This window comes from Vibrio ponticus (assembly GCF_009938225.1).
Classification (GTDB): Bacteria; Pseudomonadota; Gammaproteobacteria; order Enterobacterales; family Vibrionaceae; genus Vibrio; species Vibrio ponticus.
On sequence record NZ_AP019657.1, the window covers coordinates 765,345 to 785,204 of the forward strand.

A 19,860-nucleotide genomic window follows, 5' to 3' on the forward strand; every position below is an offset into this window, starting at 1 on the left:
ATCGGTGTTGGACGCATCTATCAGCAGACGTTCGTTGATACCTATAACAAAGTGGCTTTCGTTAAGCTTTACACAACCAAAACAGCAACCACGGCAGCAGATATTCTCAATGACAAAGTCCTACCGTTCTTCGAGACTCACGCGCTACCTATGCTCAGAATCTTAACCGACCCAGGCACTGAATACTGTGGTCGCGTTGGACTACACGACTATCAACTCTATCTAGCCATCAATAATATCGACCACACCAAAACGATGTCGCCACAGACAAATGGCATCTGTGAGCGCTTCTACAAGAGCATATTGAATGAGTTCTTCCAAGTAACATTGAGAACGAAACTATATGCTTCAATGGAAGAGATACAGAAAGATTTGGACGAATGGACTACTACAACAATCATTGTACTCATCAAGGAAAAATGTACTGTGGTAGAACGCCTATAGAGACATTAGAGGATGGGAAATCAATCTGGGCTGAAAATAATCTAGCCTAGAGATAATCTGACAGGCACCGAGTCGAAAGGGGGATGACTGTCAGATTAGGTCTGAACTAGTTCATATTATTCAGATAATTAGAGCGTCTTTTCTTTTATCTAACTGCGATCGCACCTTTACCGACACCTTCATAAGCAACTACTTTTAAATGTTGCTCATTTTTTAGTTCTTTTTTTACTTCATCGGCGATGTAATTGACGAGTAACTCGATGGTGGTGTCAGATTCGAGCACTTCGGTTTCATTTTTTGCAATAGCAAGTTCGAATTGACCTTGTGGGGCTGTGTATTTGAAAGCGTAGTGAGTATCATCGCTGATTCCAGTGCTGCGAGTATTCATTGAAAGATCGGCAATAGTTGTTTGATCTTCTTTTGAACCAAGATAAATGTCTCGCCAGCGAGAGGCAAACTGCGCTTCTAGTTGTGAATCACGTGCACCATCCACAATCAGTTCAATTGGAGAACGGTGTCCGTGAGCAATGCGCTGGCAGTTACCGTCGTGTTTCTTCAAACCATGCGAGTAATGGTAGAAAGCACCATCGATATTTTCAGTTCTCAAAGTTAATTCTAGGTCATTCACATTCTGTGGTAGATGTGCTTTGAGTATAGCGTAGAGGTGCTTGATAACACTAGAAATAGTAATTCTATTAGCATCTACTAAGCAAAGCGCTTCATCTGGGCAATGTAAGTGAATACCTTGCTCTCCGCGGATCAGGTCGACGGCTGAGTATCCTTGTTGTGTACTGGTGACGCATACTTGTTTGCTTTTAGTTGGCACTAATAGTTTGTGGTCAACATGATTATCAACTAATTGCTTGATTTGTTTTTTTACTTGACCGAAATCCAGCACCATACTCATCTCGTTAAGTTCACCAGATAGGCTTATATCTAAAATCCAACTCTCACCTACCATTCCACGTTTATCACATAGGTAAGAAGAGTCTATAACGGTGAGATCTCGAACAAAAAGGTTCACATCCAAATCCTTTAAAGTGTTAGTTACCCAACATTATATCAAACAGCACAGCATAGATCGTATTTTAGTTAGTCGTGTTCACTACATATGAAGTTACTTTGTATCTGGTTTGATGTTAAATTTGTTGAATGAGTTATTATGTTTCCAGTAGGACAGAGGTATGTAAATGGAGTCTAGTAAACTAACTATTTTGTGCACGCGTCTACTTGAGTTCGAGTTAACCCCGTTTCTAATAGGGGTATCAAGTGGGCAGATCGCTCCTGAGAGTAACTCACCTAAGTGGGCTGAGCTTAAAAATAAGGCACAAAATAACCTGTTAAATCCCCAAGAGTTGCGAGAGTTAGTTACATTATGCAAATATGAGCGTTTAGCGTTGGTGTTTGAGTTGATCGATGAATTAGAATAATAAAAAGAGAAGGTTTACTTCTCTTTTTTGTCTAGCTTAAACCACCGCCTATGGCGGTGGTGATTGTTTTAGTCGATGTAGATATCGTAATCTTCACGCCAACCTTTATTCACTTCGTAAATACGAAGAATGTTTGTTGCAAACAATTGTTTTTCTGATGTTGTATTTTGGAAATCATTCCAACGGCGTGTATATTTGATCGTCAGGTCATCGCCATTTTCATCTTTTTGATTAGTTTTCAGCAAACCCAATTCCCAGTGCTCACTACTAAAGTGGCAGTCATCCTTTATAATAGATAACTCTTTAATAAAAAATGCCGGGGATGGTAATTCAGAGCTCAAAATAGATTCGTTATTCACATTCTTTGCAGGCGTTAAGAACACTCGCAACATGTGGCGACATAAGTATGAAAAACCGATGATAGAGGTACCGTGAGTGATGTAAGTACGCTTCATATCACGAGATTTCTTTGCCCAATCGTCAACAAAAACCGTAGCAACAGCACTCCAGAAATTTTTGATTACCTGAATAAACTGCGCGCGAGTAACGTCATCTAGTTCTTGATATACGCGAACGCCCACGACACTTAGAAGTTGTCGCTGTACGTTTGTAACAAACTCAGTGATAGATGACTCGGCTATCATGCCATCTTTGTTCCCATTTGACTTAATTAAACCGTAGAGAGGTGAGTCGGCATTGCGGAAACCTAACTCTTCACACATAGAAAGCGGGAACGCTTTTTCTGCTAACGCTGGTGGTTTATAAATATCATCATAAAGGGCTAGCGCATTCAATTGCACAGATGTCAGTGGTTTACCTAAATTCAAGATTAGAAATTGCTGGATGTAGTCAGATTCGTTTTCTGAGATGAAGATAGACACCGGAAGAGGGTAACTCTCATGATGACTATTTTTAACACCGCCAGAACGTTGTTGACCATCTACAATTGCACCAGGGAGTTCACTTGATGGAAGCTCAGGATCATAAGGGACAACTAAATGACCAAATTCAGAGCCTTCAGCGATAGGCTCGAATTTTACTGACTCATTAAAACCAATAACCAAGTTAGCCAAAATTGTAGAGTTTTTTGACTCAACGTAGTCGGTAATGGACTCAATATGCTTTGGTAGTTCACTACGTTGGTAGCCATGTATATACTCACCTTCACGAGTAATATGCACAATTTTAGCAACGTCGCGAACTTTTTTTCCTTCTATCCAACCAGTGTAAACAGTTACACCATTTACTACCTCTTGAATAACTTTAATTCTTAATACTTCTGACATGGATTACTTCACTATTGTCTCAAGTGATCTAATTACACGATTTTTGTGCTTAGTAACTATCGCTAGGTTATGGATACCACGGCGGCGATTTGACTGATTTGAACGGAAAATAATGTTCATCAATCCACCTTTACAAATACCACAAGTACATTGACGCCACTTGCGTTCCTCAAGAAAGTTCCGGTATTTGACTTCTCCACGACTTAACGCCGTAAGTTTCGATGGCGTCATTTTTGAAGGGAGATATGCTTCATTTGTTACTTTCTCGTAAGCAATTAGTGCTTTGACTGTACCTTCAAGATCAAGCGCCGTTTCATCATATTGTTGCAACTTTTTAAGGCAATCTAGTTCTAGACGCTTTACGCATTCATTGACTGATAGTGCAGTATTGGACAGATCGATATCGTACTCATTGTTTTGACCCATCGTTCGGATATGGTTATGTAACTCGTCACGATATTTTTCAATATGATCTTGAACATTTTTGTGATCACATTGTCTTGCTCGAATCATTAATGATTCTTCAACTTTGGCTTTCTCAGTTTCTTCTGAAAGTGAGTAGTACTTACCACCTTTAAGTCCTTGCATAAGAGGGGATGTACTATCTGCACTAGTTACCCCCGCCTTTACATAGGCTGGAATATTGTCAAAACGGCAAATGCCTAGTAAATGGAATTCAGTATCTGGATGGCGAACTTGATTTAGGCTCTCAAGTAAATCAAGAATTTCGTCAGTTTTAGCTTTGATCATACCTCCGATAGTTATTCTTCGGTATCCAATCTCTTGAAGCTCTTTTACTGAGCGAATAAATGAGGTTTTATCGTAGCCATGAGCAACACCGTAGGCTTCGAATGAATAACCTTGTGACTTTTCCAAGAAGGTCTCAGCATTATCTAACGTAATTTTGATGCGACGTTCGCTTTCTTGTATTAACTCATGGAATACATGTGAACCATTGTTTTTGACGAACTCGTCTTTTGCTTCTTCGTTTTTAAAGTATGGGAAAACAATGTGGTCGAGTGAGATGCCGTAGTCAAAACCACCACGGTCATAAAACTCAATAAGTTCTTCTACTGTAAATGGAGGCTCTTTTTCTGCGTGATAGTCAAACGCTCCACAGTCACCCATTAGCTTTACGTCTTGAAACTTCGATTTATTTAGACGCAGAAATTCGCGTGCGCCGAGGAAGTAAAAGTCTTCAGTCAGTTCTTGCTCGTAGTACTTGCCACGCTTTTGCATTGTGCCAACACCCGCTAAAGAAATTAGCATTCCATCAAATGGAAGTTCCGTTAGGATCTCATGTGGGTAGTGGTCATCATCATATGCACGATGATATTTAGTTCGACTGTTGTCACGACCATCAAAGTTTGGGTCGACAAAGTCTTTGTTGTCTGGAAAGTAGAAACGGAACTTAGTCACGATAAACCTTTTTCTGATTTAACTTGTTTGTAGAGATTCGAGAATCGCTTATCTTCACATGCATAGCCAGCATCTCGAAGTCGCTTGTGTGCTTGTGCTACAGGTAATTGTCGTTTTCCATCAGTAAGTATCTGAGTTTCAATGAACTCTATTATGAACTTATCTGTTTGTTTCGGTCTATCAACTCTAGTTTTGTGGGTTAGCTTCGCGAACTCTTCATTTAGGACGCAGATAGTATCATTGAAGTTTGGATTTGTAAGATCTAATTTACTTAAAAACAAGTGTGATGCTATTGCGGTAATATGCCTATTTGTAAGGCTTAGTCCAGGTTTAATGGATGTAGAATGTCTTAACACAGCACTTGAGCATTGAACGAAGCACGAAGAATACTCTATTAATGTTGATGGAATGGATGTCGCGATGATAGCCATTTGATTAGACGCATTTGAGAAAGTACGGAGGGTCTCTACTAAGTCATCTTGTATCGCTTGTAGATACTCATTGCTTGCAACGATAATAAAGTAGTCACTTTTATGCCTTGAGAAGGTTTCGACTATTGATGAACTTGGAAGAGCAGAACTGCTTACGGCATTCCACCATAGTTTTTTCGGTGTAGGAACGCGGTTCACGTTAGGCGCAAAGGTGGCATTGTAACTCGGTAACTCAATTGTGCCGTCAATTAAGCCAAATCCAGCCGAAAGAATCTTTAGAGAGAGCCCCATTTTATCAGCAAGTGCTCTGAGACTAGAAAATGCTTGTCCTGCGTATAAATCCCTGGCTTGTACTTTATTAGTTTGTTGCTCAGAGAACGCTGTCTGCCAGTTAGTTAGAGTTTCTTGTATTGAGTCAGAAACATGTTCTTTGATATTCATAGCGAGTGGAACATCTAAAGTCTTTCTGGCTGTACAAGGAATTAGTAAGTGTATTTGGCTCATGCAATTACCATTAGAGTTTTAATCGTCGTCTTTTTCTTACTAAGGGAGTCTAGCTGAAAGAGGAAACTTCGTATATGCTTAGTTTCATCAGGAGGTGAATATGAAGTACTTTTTTCCAGATAGCCAAGACTTCGTCGATCCGAATTTTAATTTTGAAACTGAGAAGCACAAACCTTTGCGAGTCATTCAGCGCGACGATGTGTACGCTCATCATCTACTACCTCGCCCTTATGATGGTATCTTAATTTCAAAGTCAATTGTTGAGGGTTTGCCTGGAAGAACAGATAGAACTCGGTACACAAAAGGACAGAAATACAGGTTGTATCGAGAGGGTGCCCATCGATTCTTCCGGTTTGATGACAACTATTTAGTTATGGGTGATAGCGGTGCTTTTTCATATATCAGTGAAGATACACCACCGTATACAACGGACGACTTGATCGACTTTTACGTTAAGTCAAAAGTTGATAGTGGCGTTTCTTTAGACCATGTGATAGTGGGGTATAACGATCGTAAGTGCCATTTACCAGATGATGTTCAAATAAAAAATGAAACGCGAGTTGAGATATCTCTAAACAATGCAGAAGAGCTTTTAGCCAGAAAGAGTGAGTATTCATTTGTGCCGTACGGGGTGGCTCAAGGTTGGGACTTAGATAGTTACATCGAATCAGTTCGATCGTTGAAATCTATGGGTTACAAGCATATCACTATTGGCGGAATAGTTACTTTAGACTCAACGCAGATTTGTAACTTGTTGGATGAAATTCATTATCAGGTGCCGGGGCATTATGGCATTCATTTGCTTGGCATCGGGCGAGTCGATATTTTGCCGTACGTTGCGAAGCGCGGTGTGATTAGTGTAGACAGTACGACACCTTTAAAGCAGTCTTTCCTCAGTGAAAAGCGTAATTTTCGATTAAATGGCGAGTCTTTTTGCGCGATACGTTTACCACAGTCATTTGCAAACAATAAAGTAAAGCAGTTGATATCTTCTGGAAGAATCAGCCAAGATTTGGTTCGAAAATTGGAGTATACGGCTCTTGAAGCGATTAGATTGTATGGTTTACGCCAATTGGGCTTGGGTGAAACATTATCTGCCGTACAGGATTATGAACATTTAGTTTTTGGTCGAAAACATGCTCTTGAGTTTGAATATAAGCGTACTTTGGAAGCACGCCCCTGGGAGAGTTGTGGTTGCAATATTTGTCGCGATATTGGTATTGAGGTGGTTGTCTTTCGTGGGACTGAAAGGAATAAACGAAGGGCATTTCATAACTTGCAGGATTTCTATAAAAATTTGGTAGGGATATATGATAAAAAAAAAGCGTTGAGAATACAGCAAAGCAGTGAGGTTGAACTTTTCCAACTCAATATGAACTTAAAGGAAATAGAAGCAATATCAACAATCACTCGGGTAATGCGTGACGAACATGAACTCAAAGGTTACCAAAGAACAGAGGTTCGTAACCATATCAGTAATATAGCTGACTATATTGACTCTGAGGGTGCGATTATCCCTAACTCAATAATTATGAGTTTAAATAGTGATGTAGAGTGTAAATGGATAGCCGATGATTTATTTGAATTAACCATTCCTGAGCGGGCGAGAAGCGCTTTGATTGTTGATGGCCAGCAAAGAATAGCAGCATTGCGGTTGTCAGGAAGGCAAGATTTTTACCTACCAGTATGTGTGTTTATTAATGATGATGAGGAGTTTGAGCGACAGCAGTTTTTGTTGATCAACTCAGCGAAACCCTTGTCGAAAAGCTTAATCTATGAGTTGCTTCCTCATGCGAACGGTTTCTTTAATCAAGAGTTAACCAGACGTAAGTTACCATCACTAATTGTTCAGTTGCTTAATTATCAAGCAGACTCTCCACTTTATGGCTTGGTTAAGCTTATTACCAATCCCACAGGTATTATTGCTGATAATTCACTGATGAAAATGATTGATAACAGTTTGCGAGAGGGGGCTTTGTACGCGTTTAGTGATAGGGCACAAGAAACATGCGAGCCTGAAGATTGTGCTAAAATGCTCAGCCTGCTCTTTGATTATTTTAGAGCCGTAAAAAGTGTTTTTTCAAATGATTGGGGGAAGAAGCCTAAAGACTCTAGGCTTTTTCACGGGGCAGGGATAGTTGCTCTTGGCCAGTTATTTGATGAGATATTTTACACATTTGACATAGATGATAGTGAAATATCGTTTTGTGAATGTGCAAAGAAAAAGCTCGAAAGATTGAAACCATTTTGTAACTGGAGTTCGGGCTTTTGGGATTTTGGCTTAGACCCTGACGGGCAACCTATAGTGAAAAAATGGAATCAAATCCAAAATTTATCGCAAGATATTAGCTTAGTAACGGACTATCTGGTGCGTTTATACGACTTACAAGAAAGAGAGGTTGTACTTGTTAAAAGTCAATGAAATATTTGAAACAATTCAGGGTGAAGGGGTATATACAGGCGTCCCTTCCATTTTTCTTCGTTTGCAAGGATGCCCAGTAGGATGTGCATGGTGTGATACAAAGCATACTTGGGATGTGGAACTAAGCAATGAGGTAAGTTTGACTGAAATCGTGACCAAACAGCAGGATTCCTCACTTTGGTCTAATACGAGTGCATCTGAGTTAATTGAGTATTTTAAACAAACATGGACCGCCAAACATGTTGTGATTACAGGCGGAGAACCATGTATGTATGACCTGACCGCTTTGACTATGAAGTTGGAACAAGAAGGTTTCTCGTGTCAGATTGAGACTAGCGGTACATTTGAGGTCAAAACGTCGGAAGCAACATGGGTAACAGTATCTCCGAAGGTCAATATGAAGGGCGGTTTTAAAGTGCTTGGTTCTGCGGTTGGGCGTGCTAATGAAATTAAGCATCCAGTAGGAACCGAGAAAGATATTGAGAACCTCAAACGTATGCTAGAAGAGCACTCTACTCGGGACGATGTCGTTGTTGCTTTGCAGCCGATTAGTCAAAAAGATAGAGCCACTGAGTTGTGTATACATCACTGCATTGTAAACAATTGGCGTTTGTCTATTCAAACACACAAATACCTACAAATTGCTTAGGAGTACCTTATGAAAAAAGCTGTCGTTGTTTTTAGTGGTGGACAAGATTCAACCACATGTTTGATTAAGGCAATGAAAGAATATGATGAAGTCCATGCTATTACTTTTGATTATGGGCAAAGACATAAACTTGAAATTGAAGTCGCAAAAACGATTGCTAAAGAGTTAGGAGTGAAAGCTCATAAGGTATTAGATGTATCACTGCTCAATGAGTTAGCTATTAGTTCCCTTACTCGAGATGATATTCCCGTTTCTCATGAGCTTCAGAGCAACGGTCTGCCAAATTCGTTTGTCCCTGGGCGCAATATTTTGTTTTTAACTCTAGCTGGTATTTATGCTTATCAAATAGGTGCAGTTTCAGTCATTACTGGTGTTTGTGAAACCGATTTTTCTGGCTACCCGGATTGTCGCAATTCATTTGTTAAAGCAATGGAAAATGCGTTGCAGCAAGGTATGGAATATGGATTATCACTAGTAACCCCTTTAATGTGGATAGATAAGGCGCAAACTTGGGCTTTAGCGGATAAATACGAGCATCTAGAGTTTGTGAAGAACAAAACATTAACTTGTTACAATGGGGTTATTGGCAGTGGTTGCGGTGATTGTCCTTCATGCAAATTAAGAAGTGAAGGCTTAGATGCTTACGAAAAAAATAAAGAACACTATTTGGGAACAGTGTAACTCCATGAATGCAATTAGCCCAGAAGCGCAAATGGTCCGTCAAGCGTTACTAGAAAATGGACTTGAAACGCCGATGTTTGACAATGACTTAAGCTCAAAAGATAGATTTGAAATCATTGAGAATGCGACCAGAGATATACTTAGTGCACTATCATTAGATTTACATGATGATAGCCTTGCTGATACGCCCAAACGTGTCGCAAAAATGTACATTGAAGAGATTTTCTCAGGCTTGAGTTATGAGAACTTTCCTAAGATAACAACAATTGATAACAAGATGGCTATTGATGAGGAAATCGTAGTGAAAGATATCTCTTTTACTAGCACTTGTGAGCATCATTTGGTGACTATTGATGGAATGGCAACTGTCGGCTATATACCTAATGATAAGGTGATTGGTTTGTCAAAAATCAATCGTTTGGTTCGCTTTTTCTCTCAGAGACCTCAGGTTCAAGAGCGATTAACTTCTCAGATTTTTGTAGCCCTTAAAACCCTGCTAGAGGTTGAAGATGTTTACGTTAAACTTGAAGCCACTCATTATTGCGTAAAGAGTCGAGGTATCAGGGACACGACAAGTTCTACAACAACAGTAAAATCTGGTGGTAAATTTAAGAAGTAAGGCAATACTGAAGTTAGTCTCGGTTCCAATGAAAAATCCTCATAGTGAGGATTTTTTATTGTCAGGATTAAGGAGGCGACATTTTTTGTCGTCTGTTGTCTTAGGATGACGATGTACATTAGATAGTTATTGATGGCATCTCTATGGGGTTTATACCAATTACATTTATTGTAAGTCGCTTATCGTAACGCATTTTTTATATAATTCTCGTATGTTATACCGGGTTAGGACCATTAAATATTTAGAGTTCCTTGCGGAGTTGGTTTTTCCAATAACAGTATCTTTTGAAGAAAATTACGAGTGGGTCCTTAGTGACCTTTATTAAGTTTTTACGATGTTTTTATGTAATTTATAAGTAACTAGGTGCTTATTTGTTGTGATGTGTGATAAGAATAGTCATTTAGTTTCGCTGTTTAGTTTGAGGTATTCATGTCGTCGGTGAGAGTTGGGGCATTGGTAAAGAGTCCTACCGCCTTTCGTGGTATTGGTAAAATTGTTTCTATTAACGCTCAAGATCAATCTGCGACAATTGGTTTTTTTGCGTCACCACTCCGTCCTTTGGACAGCACCATTGATGTGCCAGCGAGTGAGTTACGTGCAGTGACTTCTCTTGGCCTTAATACCGAGGTGTTTGTGCAGTTCCCGGGTTCTCATTCGTGGAAAATGGGGCACTACCAAGGGGAAAGACCAAATGAGCAAGCACTCATCTCTTTTTCTCGAGAGGTGAAAGGTGTCTATGATTTCGGTGATTTATTCATTCCGAATGCTTATCCTGCTAAAGAATTCGTTGTTGGAGAATTTCTAAAAGGGCAAGGTACTTCATCTCCTTTTCTTTGTAATGCATTAGCGAATTTCTATCAAGAATACTTTTCTCAGCGACGCTCTTGTCGTTCAATTTCGGCGTTACTATCAAGCTCGGTTGAGTTAGAAAAACACCAACTTGCGGCTGTTTATGAGGTACTCAAAGACTCAGAAAAGAAATACTTGCTTTGTGATGAGGTGGGTTTGGGCAAAACGATCGAAGCTGGTTTTATCATTCGGCAGCATGTATTGGAACGAGGCCGAGAATCAAAGGTACTTATATTGGTCCCAGACGCATTGACTCAACAATGGGAGCGAGAACTGTCAGATCGTTTCCATCTCGGATCGTTACTCAATACAGATGAAGATAATGCAGATCCAAATGTTCATATTTTGACCTACACCCAGGCGCTGACGTACACATTTGAGCCAACGATGGTGGTTATTGATGAAGCTCATCAAATATCAAGCTATCCATTTAACGGAAATTGGTTAGAGAAAGAACTGTTCGTTGCAATTTCCAAACTCGCCAATCATTCAGGCGTGACTCTGTTGCTTACGGGGACACCGATGGCTGGGCACGATTCGGCTTATTTGGCATTGCTGCACTTATTGAATGGCGATGACTTTCCATTGACTGATAGAACGATTGAACTGTTCAATAAGTTATTGCCGATTCAAGATCGAATTCGTGAGTTAAGCCGTATCTTTGTACCTGAGAATGAAGACTTTCTTCTTTATACGTCACTCAATGACTTATTGGATTTGGAGATTGGTGATCCTAACGTAGACGAAATGGCAGAAGCGTTGCTTCCTCAGGTTAACATGTTTGCGCTGGAAAAAGACCTTGAGTTACGAGATCGTCTCATCGGTGAACTGTCGTCTTATTTGAATAATAAGTGCTTGTTTAGTTACAGAATGATTCGTACCTCGAGATCAACAGGTCTATTAGATAATGACGCTAATGAAATTGAAAACCTGTTCCCTGGCCTAAATCCTGTCCAAACGGTTATATGGAATGCACCAAACAATGAAGCTTACCTAGACGAGCATTTTGAGCAGTATCGCTCTGAAATGGTGGGCAATGATACGTTTAAGCAATTGAACATCTCGCAGTTTAAGCAGTTAGTTGAAGCATTGCTAACTAGTCCAATTTCTTTCAAATCAGAAGTTGACCGCTATCTGAAAACCGTGACTTCTACCAGCGATGAACTTTCTTACTGGCAGTATATGCTAGAGCAATCCGATCGTGAGCAATTAAGCAAAAACAAAGCAACAGTCTTTGCGCTAACAAAATGGTTGGAGGATATGCCTGACGGTAAGGCGGTCATTTTTTGCGGAGATTGTTTAACTGCCGACAATGTGTATCAGTTCCTTGTTGACAACATTTCAACCGGCGTGGAACGTCATCAACAAGGTAAAACGCCAGACTTTGTTACCGATAGCGGAGTAAGAGTTTTGGTTTGTGATGAAAAAGGTGAAGATGGTTTGAACCTCCAGGGACAGCGTCGTCTAGCGATACATTACAGTATGCCAATGGAGATTAGCCGCATTGAGCAGCGCAATGGTCGCTTGAATCGATACAGTGCACTGTCGACCGGAGTGCATCCTATCGATACTATGATTCTATCGACGCAGAGACCCACACTGTACAGTAAGTGGCTCCAAGCGTTGACGATGGGAGTCGGTTGTTTTTCTCACTATCGTGCCAATATTCAAGATGAAATCGATACATTGCTAAACCAAGAAGTGTGGCCAGCGGTTTGGGAAGAGGGTTACCTTGCATTTGAAGATGCTCAAGTAAAGCTAAAAGATAAGACAAAGCAGACGTATGAGCACTTAGATATTATCGCTAAGCTTGCAACAGTAGATACCGATGCTGAAAAGGCAGAAAAACTATTAGCAGAAATGCGGCAAGATGACGAGAACTTTGAAGAGTCTTCTGCACTTACTGAGTGGATCACGCAAGGTATTTTATTCCAAAAGCTTCGCGGTGAAACCCAAGACCTTTATCGTTTTAAATATGCGTCAGGTTTAACCAAAATGCGATCGTCAACGTTAATCGACAAATGTATTGTTGGTCTTGATATTGAAGCATCAGATTACTCATCGCCAGTGACTCAAGAATTGTCTCTTTCACGAGTGAACAGTGTGAGGAATGGCAGTTACCCATTGCGATATGGGCAACCTTTTGTTGATGCAATAGCCGAGGCATCTTTACTATCACCACTAGGCAACTGTAGCGCAATTATACGTAAGCTCCCTTTCAACCAGGAGCCGAAATTGTGTTTTGTACCACAATGGTTGGTAGAAGGAGAGGCAGGTTCTACATCTGAGCAAATCACTGTTGACGCCATATTTCCACCTGTTGTTTTTCAGGAGGTGTTTGGGGAAAGTGGTGATCTCATTCCACCAAATATGGCGACTCTAGTAAGAGGTGCGTACAGTACTAAAAATGGACGAGTTGAAATTGGGGGCAATCAGGTTCCATATCAGGACACCAATATCACTATCCAAGCTGATGACTCTAATACGGATCTATGGCAACTCATTGAGTCGCTAGTGAGTAAGGATCGGTTTATTAGTGCACTAGATTTAGTGCTCGTGAAAAGTAAGGCACTTGCTATCGAGAAGTTTGAACAACAAAGTGAATTTGTGGATGTTGTTTCTAAAGCGAAGTTGCTGACTTTGAAGTATGTATTGTTGATTGGTTCTTAGCTATGAAATTCTGTGAATTTTATCCAAATTACATGTTAGAAAACCTTAAGTCAGAGGCTGAGTTCTTTTTTGATTCTCAATTCAAGAACCGTTTTATACAAGCATTGGATTCTCCGGAATTAACACTGACAGAGTTCTGGTATTTAACCAAAGATTTACTGGCAACAGAAGAAGATCTAGATAGTGCGCGCTTGAGACTTGGCAAAAGACCAACTCAAGAGGAGTTGGCCGCTGGAATTAGTGCTGGCTTAAAATTCGATCCAATTTGTGATTCAGTAGCTTTGGAACCGGGTGCTATAGATGCCTATGCTGATCCTGTTTATAAACAGGTGGTAAAGCGTTATTCCGAGCAACCACCACATGATCCTATTTTAGACAAACTAAACCTGCCGTTTGACACTTATACAACGCCTGCGCAGCGTGAGGCGGTGCGTTTGACGCTTGCTTCAAAGCCTGATGCTACAGTCATCGTTAATTTGCCAACGGGGTGTGGAAAAACTCTGGTCACTGAAACGCTTACCGGGTTGAGTTGCGCGGATGAACTCACCATTGTAGTGATACCAACCACTGCGTTGGCACTGGATCAAGCTAAACGTATGAAAGCATCGATATCTCGAATGGGTTACCAACCCTGTGCTGAGTACGCATGGCGAGGAGAGTTGAGTAAAGATACGAAAGCTCAGATAAAGTCGGATATTTTGTCCGGAAAGCAACGTGTGTTGTTTGTGTCGCCGGAATCTATGGTGAGTGGGATTCTGCCAACTCTGTTTAAAGCGGCTGAGTCTAAAATATTAAAGAATGTTGTGTTTGATGAGGCTCACCTAATTGACACTTGGGGAGATGATTTTAGACCAGAGTTTCAAAAACTAGGTGCATTATTAGAGGCGCTAAAAAAGAAAGGTGGTTGTTTTAGGAAAGTTTTTCTGTCCGCAACATTTACCAATCAGTCTCTTGCTACTATCCGAGCGTTGTTCGGCGTTACTCACAACCGACCGACTTTGATCAACGGTGCTTTCTTACGCCCGGAACCTATTTGCTTAAAGCAAATAGTTAAAAAGGAAGACTACATATCAACGGTGGTTAAAAAGGTAATTGGCTCCCCAAAGCCTTTGATTGTGTATGCATCTACTAAGCAAGAATGTACAGATATCTTTCAGCAACTATCGGCAAAAGGCGTCAATAGAGTTTGCTTGTTTACTGGAGATACGAGAGACACTCAACGCTCGGATATCATTGAAAAATGGGATGCCAACAACTTAGATATTATTGTAGCAACGACAGCTTTCGGCGTTGGTATGGATAAAGGTGACGTACGAACAATAATTCATGCTGGCTTGAGCCAAAATATTGATGGCTATTATCAAGAAATAGGTCGAAGTGGTCGAGATGGAAAAGCTTCGTACTGTGAAGTGATTTATCACAGCGGCCAACTTACCAATCGCAGTCGCAGTAATACAATTGGTATTGAACTGGGTTTTGAACGTTGGAACTCAATGTGGAAACAGCGTTTTGAAGTCGGTGATAACTTATTTGAGATTAAGGTAAATACTCAGGCAAGTCATATAGAAAGAAACTCTGATGCTAACGCAACATGGAACTGGAAAACGCTGTTACTGATGCAACGTGCAGGTTTGCTGCGTTTGTGCTACCCAGACGCCACGTTAGTCCCGGATAATGAAGAGTGTTGGGATGAATTTTGGTCTGATTTTACCAATAAAGTAATGGTAGAAGTGACCCATGATAGGCACGTAATCAAGGATACATGGGAAGAGTTGGTTAATGCACACCGTGCTCAAGAAAACAAAGTTCTCAACAAGCGTGGAGAGTTATTGCTTGATTGGATCACTGATAAAAATCCTCTAGGCGAAGTTTTGCAAGAAAGCTTTACGCTAGATAACTTTATTCCATTGAAAGTATGTGGTCGAAGCGATGTAGAGAACGGAAGGACGAGAGACAAGACCTTAGTGGGCGATGTTTTCACTGTATCTCAACCTACCTGTGACTCGAACAATCTTTATCAGTTTTATTTCGAACCGACATCAGGCTTTGTCGAACGTTTGATTAGTGTATTTAAACACAAAGTAATCAGGGAAGAGGTGACAACCCTTGTTTGTAGCGAACATTTTTTACAGTTAGCAAAACCTTATTTAGATAACTTTGCTAATAAGGTTTGGTTCCATATCCCATTTAGTCAATACGAATATAATGATCAAATGTTGTATGAGCACAGGAAATTCATCGTACAGAATGAAACCGACATGAATTCAATATTAAAGGTGCCAATCACCTTTATGGAAAAATTTCCTAATTATTATTTTGGAAACTCCGAATTAAAAGATCCGCTGAACGACCACAGAAAATGGTGGGAGTCGAGCAACAACATTAAGAATATAACCACTTTGGCAAATTTATAATTATGGCAATTATTAACAACGCACACCCAGGTAGTCATATACCGACGCTACAATTAATAGATGAACTGTTGAACAACATAAAGTCAAAAAAAAGTGAAGCAACAATATTAGAATCAAAACTACTCAGTTCAACGATGCCTGATGCTCTTTATTTAAAGCAGGATTCTGATGGTGATCTTAAACTTAATGAAAATGCCCATAAAAAGATGCGAGAATCTTTATCCTTTTGGGGTAAATATGGGCTTTGGGAGGTATCTACGTCAGAAGAGGGAAAAGCATATTCTGCAATTAGTCCTCTCTGTAATTCTTCCAACCTGCCCAAGCGTATTATCGATGTTATCTCTAAACAGTATATTAGAGATGGCGAGTTAATTATCTCATTATATGATTACGTCAAAGATGACGACCTATCTAAAGACTTTTCGTTGTTTGTATTGGCGATGTGCTTTTTCCTGTATCAAGAAGAGTTAACATTTGTAAAAAACAAGCCGTTCACAGTATCTGAAGCTTATGAATTGATGGTTAGTAGTGTGACTCCTCAAGCAGCAAAAATTACTTACAACAGAAGTAATGAGTCTGCTGGGGTAATTAATTACGGACACATGCTCGGATTTTTAGAGATCGTAGGTAAAGACACCTACATTCCAGATCCGACGAGGTTTATACAGTGGCACTTGGACAGTATTTTTGAGTCCGAAAGTGAAATGTCTCTTCAAGAGTTTCTTGACCAATTAAACCGTATTTTGCCGATCTTCGATACTGGATCATATCAAACTGAACTTTCCAATCCGCAACAGGATTCGGCTCAGAGATATCTCAATACCAACAGACCAGAACTCGTATCACGTGTTGGCAGTATTCGACTTTCTTCATCTATTAGCCTTGCCCTTATTCGTTTGGAGGCGATGAATGTTCTTCGTCTAGAAGCTCGGTCAGACAGTAGTCAGCGTTTTGAATTGACGTTGCCGAAGGCGACGATCACGGAAGTTACGAACATCAGATTTAATAGAGCGGAACAAAAATGAGTATCCAAGCATATTGGCCAAGCTTCAAAAATATTGAAACCTGCATTCTGAGCGAAGCCGAACGATTGAGTGATAAGTTGCTTCTTGCAGTACATCACCCAATGAAGTTAGTTGTGACTTCTTACGGCTCAGAAGAAATACTTGCTAAAACTCAGCAGGAATTGCTGGAACAACTGTTAGCTCATAATAATATTATTCCCTTAGTCGGAGAATCTGGTAGCGGTAAGTCTCACTTGATACGTTGGTTGAACGCTGTTGCTAACAATCATCCTAAAGCAGAGCAAGAGAAGTGGCATATTATTAGGATTCCAAAGAATGCGAGTTTATCTCAAGTACTAGAGATTCTACTTCGCGACTTGGAAGGCGATATATTTGACAATGCGCGCGATCAAATAGGTAAAGTCGCCAATTCCCTAGACCGTGACACAACCACAAGCCTAATGTTCGCACATATTGTCGAAGCGTTTCGAGAAGTCCCTGCTAGGCTGCAAAAACAGCATCAAGCGCTCCAGTCTGAAGGAAAAATGACTCAAGAAAAAGGGCGAGAGTTTATGGCAGAAATGTCATTTGCGAGTGAACTCCAGCACTTTTTTGATGACCCACATATTAAAGCAAAATTTTCTGGCAAAGATTCAGCGGTTAGTGCCCGGGTTTCACGATTGATTGAAATTAAGTCTTATGCGGAACTTTTAGAAGATAATTTTCAAGTTGTTGCCGACGATTTCAAATTCACCAGTGGCGACGAGGTCTCAACGCAATTGGGCGCTAGAGCACGTAGAGCCTATGCTAATCTCCAATTAGAAGCACCAGATGGGGCCAAGCGTCAAATGGCCGCAGAGATGACAAATAAGGCTATTGAACGAGCTTGTAAGTTAATGTTCAATCGCCTATTTCAGTTTAGCACGGGTAACTTCCAAGATTTATTCAAAGAGATCCGAAAGTATCTATTGAAGCAAAACAGAACTTTGGTAGTGCTAGTTGAAGACCTTGCAGCGATTTCATCCATCGATGATGTGCTGATAGAAAGTCTTTTGGAGCAGGATATAGATGACGGAGTACAAGTACTCTGTCCTATGAAGTCCGTGATTGCAACAACAGATGATCTAGAGAGTTACAAGAGTCACCGAAATACAATTTGGACTCGAGGTCGTTTTGAGTGGCGACTGCCAACGGATTTCGATGTTGAGAACTTCCCGGAACTTAAGTTTACATCCGAGGATGTCGTTGATTTTTGTGCACGCTACTTAAATGCTGCCCGTCACGGTGTTGACGCACTTGACGGGTTGATTAATGTTAAAGAGATTGAGGCAGGGTTAATAACCTGGAGTACTGACCTAGAAGAATCAGAGCAAAAGACGTTGGATGACTTTGGTTATTCTAACGTCTCCATATCCTCTGACAGTTCTGGAGAAAATGGAATTCCTCTGTTTCCATACAACAAGCAAGCAATTACAAAGTTAGCTAAGAAGCATGTTTTTAAAGGAAACCGAACTCGATTCAATCCTCGGGTAGTGATCCAAGAAGTATTATTGGCTATTCTCCGCGATCATAGAGAACGTTTTATTCAAAATGGTTACCCAAGTGCTTGGTTTGAAGAGCAACTTAGTGAGTTTCGTAATGATGAAACGGCTATGATAGTTGACCGAAACATCCAGGACAAAGGTATGGTAAGGCGTCTGATTGGCTTTATGTCTTTGTACTCGGACGCTGCTACAAGTGAAGATTGTTTCAAACAAGTCTCTAAACGACAGGCTCTAGCCTTTGGTCTAGATGCTTCATTGTTGCCTGAAGAAATTTCCCTAGAAGCGACAGGTCAAGCAGTATTCAAACCGAACCCTGGTAGGCTTGAAGATATTGGGATGAAACCGTCTAGCACTGAAGACAAGAAGCGTAAACAAGATGACTCGAAAACCTCAGGTTCACAAGGAACATCAAAAGTAAATCTACATGACGATGAAGTTGTTGAAATAGTGAATGCATGGTTCTCGGGAAAATCAGCGTTAGAGCAAAAACCTAGTAATGCATTGCGACTAGCACTTTTCCAAATGCTTGAACAACAGAAAGGGTTCGCTGACTATTCGGTAAATACAAACAACGTATGGGGCGGAAAAAACCAGAGTCTATTGAACGCGTTTTTTAAGCAAGGTGCGTTAACCTTAATCTATTTACCAGGTTCTAGATCAAACCCTCAAAATTCGAAAGTGAACGCTTTTGGTGATAAAGAGTTATCGTCTTCTCTTGATGCCTTGCTGTTAAAGAAGCAAATGATAGCTATTATGCGCTATGCATTTGAAAATAAAATAGATAATAATGATAAAAACATTCAAAGACCTGGTTGGTCATACGATCAAGGACTGGAAGACTACGCACTATACATGCAGTTTGCGCAGAAATGGGTACCGGTCGCTATGGCAAGATGTATGGAGTTAGCAAAGCAAACGGCACACACTCCAATTAGCAATCATGCCGCGTTAGCAAATAGCATGGGGTTTGAGTTATCAGGTATCGACAAGGCCCTAAATCAGTTAGTAAAAACGTCGAGCCAGATTAAAAGTGAACTGCCACCGGCAATCAATCCACAACATAAAGCTGTATTCGATAAATGGCTGATAGAGTGGGATGAATTGCGAACCAAGTGGTTAAACACCATGTTAATTGGTACAAACAACGCGATACATCCAGTTACGTTCGCTAATGCATTTCGTAACAGAGACAAAGTCGTTAGGTCGACCAGTGAACTAGTCGCTGTCATGCAAGAAGTAAAGGCATCTAGTACTTCATTAAGAGAGTACTTGGAAGGTTCAGAAACGAAAGAACAACTTCGAGAATTATTAGAACTACTGGACATCAGTTATAAAAACATTCCAGCAGAGATGATGCCTGATTATGAAGTGAGTGTAAAAACCGTGCGCTTGAGAGTTAAGCAATTGGGTGAAATAGTGACCTCTCAGACCCCCCCTCTGGCAGGATTGTTGTCACTGTTAAAATTTAACCAGTTTGGGTGGTAATGAGTGAGT

The 19,860-nt window shown here is 40.4% G+C and carries 13 protein-coding genes and 1 pseudogene; 10 read left to right on the forward strand and 4 right to left on the reverse strand.

Annotated features, from left to right (window positions below; genetic code table 11):
• Positions 1-3: 3 nt before the first annotated feature.
• Positions 4-494 (forward strand): annotated as a pseudogene (locus GZN30_RS03430) (integrase core domain-containing protein); the annotation flags it as partial.
• Between the two features lie 95 nt (positions 495-589).
• Here the strand turns inward: GZN30_RS03430 and GZN30_RS03435 are convergent.
• Positions 590-1,468 (reverse strand): 6-pyruvoyl trahydropterin synthase family protein, encoded by an 879-nt coding sequence (locus tag GZN30_RS03435; RefSeq protein ID WP_075647980.1) that lies wholly within the window; start codon positions 1,466-1,468, stop codon positions 590-592.
• Positions 1,469-1,634: 166 nt separating this feature from the next.
• Between GZN30_RS03435 and GZN30_RS03440 the strand changes: the two genes are divergently transcribed.
• On the forward strand, positions 1,635-1,874 hold the full coding sequence (locus GZN30_RS03440) for a hypothetical protein (RefSeq protein ID WP_075647979.1): 240 nt from the start codon (positions 1,635-1,637) through the stop codon (positions 1,872-1,874).
• A 68-nt stretch (positions 1,875-1,942) separates the two neighbouring features.
• Here GZN30_RS03440 and GZN30_RS03445 read toward each other — a convergent pair whose 3' ends face one another.
• The 3 genes from GZN30_RS03445 to GZN30_RS03455 are packed head-to-tail and all read right to left on the reverse strand — an operon-like array spanning position 1,943 to position 5,514.
• Positions 1,943-3,160, reverse strand: coding sequence for a DGQHR domain-containing protein (locus GZN30_RS03445; RefSeq protein WP_075647978.1), 1,218 nt, complete (start codon positions 3,158-3,160; stop codon positions 1,943-1,945).
• A gap of 3 nt (positions 3,161-3,163) precedes the next feature.
• Positions 3,164-4,579: a tRNA-guanine transglycosylase DpdA gene (gene dpdA, locus GZN30_RS03450; RefSeq protein WP_075647977.1), complete on the reverse strand. Its 1,416-nt coding sequence runs from the start codon at positions 4,577-4,579 to the stop codon at positions 3,164-3,166.
• Positions 4,576-5,514 carry a DUF6884 domain-containing protein gene (locus GZN30_RS03455; protein ID WP_075647976.1) on the reverse strand — a complete coding sequence of 313 codons (939 nt, stop codon included), beginning with the start codon at positions 5,512-5,514 and terminating at the stop codon, positions 4,576-4,578. The genes dpdA (GZN30_RS03450) and GZN30_RS03455 overlap by 4 nt, the downstream gene beginning before the upstream one ends.
• A gap of 100 nt (positions 5,515-5,614) precedes the next feature.
• Between GZN30_RS03455 and dpdA (GZN30_RS21350) the strand changes: the two genes are divergently transcribed.
• From dpdA (GZN30_RS21350) to dpdH, 8 genes are all read left to right on the forward strand, one after another.
• Entirely contained in the window at positions 5,615-7,936 is a 2,322-nt protein-coding gene (gene dpdA, locus GZN30_RS21350) for a tRNA-guanine transglycosylase DpdA (RefSeq protein ID WP_197739794.1), read from the forward strand.
• Positions 7,920-8,585, forward strand: a complete 666-nt coding sequence (queE, locus tag GZN30_RS03470) for a 7-carboxy-7-deazaguanine synthase QueE (protein ID WP_075651016.1) — start codon at positions 7,920-7,922, stop codon at positions 8,583-8,585. The genes dpdA (GZN30_RS21350) and queE overlap by 17 nt, the downstream gene beginning before the upstream one ends.
• Positions 8,586-8,594: 9 nt before the next feature.
• A complete protein-coding gene (gene queC / locus GZN30_RS03475) occupies positions 8,595-9,266 on the forward strand; it encodes a 7-cyano-7-deazaguanine synthase QueC (RefSeq protein WP_075651014.1) in 672 nt (223 codons plus the stop codon).
• A gap of 4 nt (positions 9,267-9,270) precedes the next feature.
• Positions 9,271-9,885: a GTP cyclohydrolase I FolE gene (folE, locus tag GZN30_RS03480; protein ID WP_075651012.1), complete on the forward strand. Its 615-nt coding sequence runs from the start codon at positions 9,271-9,273 to the stop codon at positions 9,883-9,885.
• A gap of 429 nt (positions 9,886-10,314) precedes the next feature.
• Positions 10,315-13,404 (forward strand): protein DpdE, encoded by a 3,090-nt coding sequence (gene dpdE / locus GZN30_RS03485; RefSeq protein ID WP_075651010.1) that lies wholly within the window; start codon positions 10,315-10,317, stop codon positions 13,402-13,404.
• Between the two features lie 2 nt (positions 13,405-13,406).
• A complete protein-coding gene (gene dpdF / locus GZN30_RS03490; protein ID WP_075651008.1) occupies positions 13,407-15,818 on the forward strand; it encodes a protein DpdF in 2,412 nt (803 codons plus the stop codon).
• A gap of 2 nt (positions 15,819-15,820) precedes the next feature.
• Positions 15,821-16,843 (forward strand): protein DpdG, encoded by a 1,023-nt coding sequence (dpdG, locus tag GZN30_RS03495; protein WP_075651006.1) that lies wholly within the window; start codon positions 15,821-15,823, stop codon positions 16,841-16,843.
• The gene (dpdH, locus tag GZN30_RS03500) at positions 16,840-19,851 is read left to right on the forward strand and encodes a protein DpdH (RefSeq protein WP_075651004.1); all 3,012 of its coding nucleotides are present in this window, start codon (positions 16,840-16,842) and stop codon (positions 19,849-19,851) included. The genes dpdG and dpdH overlap by 4 nt, the downstream gene beginning before the upstream one ends.
• Positions 19,852-19,860: the final 9 nt, after the last annotated feature.